Origin of the sequence: Haloprofundus halophilus, from assembly GCF_003439925.1 — an archaeon.
In the GTDB taxonomy this organism is placed as follows: Archaea; Halobacteriota; Halobacteria; order Halobacteriales; family Haloferacaceae; genus Haloprofundus; species Haloprofundus halophilus.
The window spans coordinates 1-5,385 of record NZ_QQRR01000006.1 but is presented as its reverse complement, the minus strand read 5'-3'; the positions used below and the strand labels follow the sequence as shown (position 1 = coordinate 5,385).

Sequence of the window (5,385 nt, the reverse complement as noted above, 5' to 3'; positions counted from 1 at the left end):
TCAGGTCCGAAGGAAATGAGGATTCCGCCCCTGCGGTCCGCCGTACAGACGGAATCTGATGTGAGCCAACGTAGTTCGGTGACACCCGACCGACCGACGGTCCCGTCATCGAACTCGGACCATGCAATACCTATAACGGTGATTCGCTCCCGTCAGGGAGCAAATCCCGCCACCCCCTGACCCATTCGGGTCAGGAACATTCCGGTTGATCCTGCCGGAGGTCATTGCTATCGGGGTCCGATTTAGCCATGCTAGTTGTACGAGTTCAGACTCGTAGCGGATAGCTCCGTAACACGTGGCCAAACTACCCTACAGAGAACGATAACCTCGGGAAACTGAGGCTAATAGTTCATACCGTACTCACGCTGGAATGCCGAGTACCAGAAACGCTCCGGCGCTGTAGGATGTGGCTGCGGCCGATTAGGTAGACGGTGGGGTAACGGCCCACCGTGCCGATAATCGGTACGGGTTGTGAGAGCAAGAACCCGGAGACGGAATCTGAGACAAGATTCCGGGCCCTACGGGGCGCAGCAGGCGCGAAACCTTTACACTGCACGACAGTGCGACAAGGGGACCCCGAGTGCGAGGGCATACAGTCCTCGCTTTTGTGAACCGTAAGGAGGTTCACGAATAAGAGCTGGGCAAGACCGGTGCCAGCCGCCGCGGTAATACCGGCAGCTCGAGTGATGACCGATTTTATTGGGCCTAAAGCGTCCGTAGCTGGCCGCGTAAGTTCATCGGGAAATCCATCCGCTCAACGGATGGACGTCCGGTGAAAACTACACGGCTTGGAGCCGGAAGACCCAAGGGGTACGTCCGGGGTAGGAGTGAAATCCCGTAATCCTGGACGGACCGCCGATGGCGAAAGCACCTTGGGAAGACGGACTCGACAGTGAGGGACGAAAGCTAGGGTCTCGAACCGGATTAGATACCCGGGTAGTCCTAGCCGTAAACGATGCCTGTTAGGTGTGGCACCCACTACGAGTGGGTGCTGTGCCGTAGGGAAGCCGCTAAACAGGCCGCCTGGGAAGTACGTCCGCAAGGATGAAACTTAAAGGAATTGGCGGGGGAGCACTACAACCGGAGGAGCCTGCGGTTTAATTGGACTCAACGCCGGACATCTCACCAGCATCGACAGTAGCGATGATCATCAGGTTGATGACCTCTATGTTGAGCTACTGAGAGGAGGTGCATGGCCGCCGTCAGCTCGTACCGTGAGGCGTCCTGTTAAGTCAGGCAACGAGCGAGACCCGCATCCTTAATTGCCAGCAACACCCCCGGGTGGTTGGGTACATTAAGGAGACTGCCGTGGCTAACACGGAGGAAGGAACGGGCAACGGTAGGTCAGTATGCCCCGAATGTGCTGGGCAACACGCGGGCTACAATGGCCGGGACAAAGGGTTCCAACCTCGAAAGAGGACGGTAATCTCAGAAACCCGGTCGTAGTTCGGATTGTGGGCTGAAACTCGCCCACATGAAGCTGGATTCGGTAGTAATCGCATTTCAGAAGAGTGCGGTGAATACGTCCCTGCTCCTTGCACACACCGCCCGTCAAAGCACCCGAGTGAGGTCCGGATGAGGCTACCACACGGTAGTCGAATCTGGGCTTCGCAAGGGGGCTTAAGTCGTAACAAGGTAGCCGTAGGGGAATCTGCGGCTGGATCACCTCCTACTGACCCGTGACCAGGCCGACGCGCCTGGCACACCTTTCATTGCACACGTCCGAGATCGCCGACGACCATCGCTCGGTCGGGCACCTCAGAACTACGTTGGCTCCACAAAGACGCTCCCAGCTCTCGACTCAATTCGACGACTGGGAGTGGGCCCATAGCTCAGTGGTAGAGTGCCTCCTTTGCAAGGAGGATGCCCAGGGTTCGAATCCCTGTGGGTCCATCACTCGGAGTGAATCGAAGACCGTGTCCCTTAAGTGGGAGACGCCACTCGATTCAACTCCGAAGCAAGACCGATGCACCACCCCGTGCAAGCGCGGGTGGGAAGGGTTGAACACGTGACCATTCACTCCGGCACGTGTCATGAAACCGTGTGTACGTGCAATCCAGACGTCCACTGGACCCGTTCGATTAGCTCGAACGGATTACAGTGTCCATCACTATACCATCGTATGGCTACTTTGCCATCTGGTGGATAGCTCGGCTCGAGAACCGAAGAAGGACGCGCCAAGCTGCGATAAGCCTCAGGGAGCTGCATGGAAGCCAAGAACTGAGGATCTCCTAATGGGAATCCCTTCACAATTGCCACGCGCAATAGGGAACGTCGGGAACTGAAACATCTTAGTACCGACAGGAAAAGAAAGCAAACCGCGATGTCGTTAGTAACGGCGAGTGAAGACGACACAGTCCAAACCGAAGCCCTCACGGGCAATGTGGTGTTCGGACTGACCACCATCGACCAATCATCGACGAGAAGTCTTCTGGAACGAAGCGTGATACAGGGTGACAACCCCGTATCGTCGACGAGCGGTCGTGGGTCAACTCCAGAGTAGCGGGGGTCGGATATCCCTCGTCAACATGGCTGGCATCCTCAGCCAAGACTAAACATTCCTCGAGACCGATAGCGAACAAGTAGCGTGAGCGAACGCTGAAAAGCACTCCGAGAAGGACCGTGCAATAGAGCTTGAAATCAGGTGGCGATGGAACGACGGGGCATGAAAGGCTCCACGATAAACGACCCGGAAGCGATTCCGCAGTAGGACTCGTGGAGAGCCGATGTCGCGTCGTGCGTTTTGAAAAACGAACCAGAGAGTGTACCTATTCGGCGAGTCTAACTCGATTATCGAGGAAGGCACAGGGAAACCGATACGGCCGCAGCATCTTCGGATGTGAGGGCCACCGTCTTCAAGGGCGGGGAGCCGAGTGGGTACGACCCGAAACCGAGTGATCTACACGGGGGCAAGGTGAAGCGTGGCGAAAGCCACGTGGAGGCCTGTTAGAGTTGGTGTCCTACAATACCCTCTCGTGACCCATGTGTAGGGGTGAAAGGCCCATCGAACTCGGCAACAGCTGGTTCCGACCGAAACATGTCGAAGCATGACCTCAACTGAGATAGTCTGTGAGGTAGAGCGACCGATTGGGAGACCCGCCTCCGAGAGGAGTCGGCCTCCCTGTCAAACTCCGAACTTACAGACGTCGTAGACGTTGGGAGTCCGGTCTGCGGGGTAAGCCTGTGGACCGTAAGGGAGACAACCCAGAGCTGGGTTAAGGACCCAAAATGTGGACTAAGTGCAATCGAAGATAGTCTCGAGCCCTAAACAGCCGGGAGGTGAGCTTAGAAGCAGCAACCCTCTAAGAAAAGCGTAACAGCTTACCGGCCGAGGTTTGAGGCGTCGAAAATGATCGGGGCTCAAGTCCACTTCCGAGACCCGGCGGTACTCTTACAGAGTAATCCAGTAGGTCGGCACTCTGAGCGGGTGGAAGCACGGGTGAGAACTCGTCGTGGACCGCTCAGTGACGAAAATTCTGGTCACAGTAGCAGCGAGAGTCGGGTGAAAACCCCGACGGCCTAATGAGCAAGGGTTCCTCGGCACTGCCAATCAGCCGAGGGTTAGCCGATCCTAAGTCCCACCGTAACTCGAATGGGACAAAAGGGTAACTGGTTAATATTCCAGTGCTATCACCACTCAAAGTCGACGCCTGGGGGTAGATCGAGCCGGACAGTCGTCCGGTCGAATCACTAAACTCCGTGGAAGCCGTCATGGCACGAAGCGGACGAACGGTGAGACAGCGAAAGTCGATCCAACCTCGGGCCCGTGAAAAGACGAGCGTGATACTCGTACCGAGATCCGACACAGGTGCTCAGGCGGAGAAAGCCAAGGCCTGTCGGGATAACCGACGTTAGGGAATTCGGCAAGTTAGTCCCGTACCTTCGGAAGAAGGGATGCCTGCCCCTCACAGGGCAGGTCGCAGTGACTCGGACGCTCCAACTGTCTAGTAACAACACAGGTGACCGCAAATCCGCAAGGACTCGTACGGTCACTGAATCCTGCCCAGTGCAGGTATCTGAACACCTCGTACAAGAGGACGAAGGACCTGTCAACGGCGGGGGTAACTATGACCCTCTTAAGGTAGCGTAGTACCTTGCCGCTTCAGTAGCGGCTTGCATGAATGGATCAATGAGAGCGTCACTGTCCCAACGTTGGACCCGGTGAACTGTACATTCCAGTGCGGAGTCTGGAGACCCCCAAGGGGAAGCGAAGACCCTATAGAGCTTTACTGCAGGCTGTCGCTGAGACGTGGTCGCTGATGTGCAGCATAGATAGGAGCCGTTACACAGGTACCCGCGCTAGCGGGCCACCGAGGCACCATTGAAATACTATCCGTCAGTGACTGCGACTCTCACTCCGGGAGGAGAACACCGGTAGCCGGGCAGTTTGACTGGGGCGGTACGCGCTCGAAAAGATATCGAGCGCGCCCGAAGGTTCTCTCATTCGGGTCGGAAACCCGAAGAAGAGCGCAAGAGCAAACGAGAGCCTGACAGTGACATTCCCAACGAGTGTCGCTGACACGAAAGTGTGGTCTAGCGAACCGACGAGGCCCATAGATGGGGCCCGTCGATGACAGAAAAGCTACCTTAGGGATAACAGAGTCGTCACCGGCAAGAGCACATATCGACCCGGTGGCTTGCTACCTCGATGTCGGTTCCCTCCATCCTGCCTGTGCAGAAGCAGGCAAGGGTGAGGTTGTTCGCCTATTAAAGGAGGTCGTGAGCTGGGTTTAGACCGTCGTGAGACAGGTCGGCTGCTATCTATTGGGGGTGCGAGGTATCTGACGTGAACGATCGTATAGTACGAGAGGAACTACGATTGGTTGCCACTGGTGTACCGGTTGTCCGACAGGGCAGTTGCCGGGCAGCCACGCAACACGGGGTAAGAGCTGAACGCATCTAAGCTCGAAACCCACATGGAAAAGAGATACCACCAAGGTCACTCGTAGAAGACGAGTTCGATAGACTCGGGGTGTACGCAACGAGGCAACGAGTTGTTCAGCCCGCGAGCACTAACAGACCAGCCATCACTCATACCGCATGGGTATAGCGGTTTTCAGACGCTGCATTCGTTCGACCGTCGAACGGGTCCAGGCGTTTACTGGATTGCACGTACAACACGGTTCGAGTAAGCCCAAGACATTCGTCTTGCAAGACCGACTTTGGAAGCGAGAACGGTTCGACTCCGTTCGTCGGCGTTAAGGCGGCCACAGCGGTGAGGTAACACCCGTACCCATCCCGAACACGGAAGTTAAGCTCACCAGCGTGAACGCAACTACTGGAGTGCGCGAGCCTCTGGAAACACGTTCTCGCCGCCTGCCACTCATACTTCATCCACCACCCGCAGAGCGACAGCACCGCTCCGCGGGCGTTTCTATTTCGAAC

General features: G+C 56.5%; 1 tRNA gene and 3 rRNA genes. All 4 read left to right on the top strand.

What is annotated here, in order from left to right:
* The first annotated feature begins 198 nt into the window (after nucleotides 1–198).
* The 4 genes from DV709_RS17505 (at nucleotide 199) to rrf (ending at nucleotide 5,321) form a co-directional block, all read left to right on the top strand.
* A 16S ribosomal RNA gene (locus tag DV709_RS17505) occupies nucleotides 199–1,671 on the top strand.
* Nucleotides 1,672–1,821: 150 nt separating this feature from the next.
* Nucleotides 1,822–1,893, top strand: a tRNA-Ala gene (locus tag DV709_RS17500).
* A 224-nt stretch (nucleotides 1,894–2,117) separates the two neighbouring features.
* Nucleotides 2,118–5,036, top strand: a 23S ribosomal RNA gene (locus DV709_RS17495).
* A gap of 163 nt (nucleotides 5,037–5,199) precedes the next feature.
* A 5S ribosomal RNA gene (gene rrf / locus DV709_RS17490) occupies nucleotides 5,200–5,321 on the top strand.
* The 16S, 23S and 5S rRNA genes sit together here with 1 tRNA gene alongside, the layout of an rRNA operon.
* Nucleotides 5,322–5,385 lie beyond the last annotated feature (64 nt).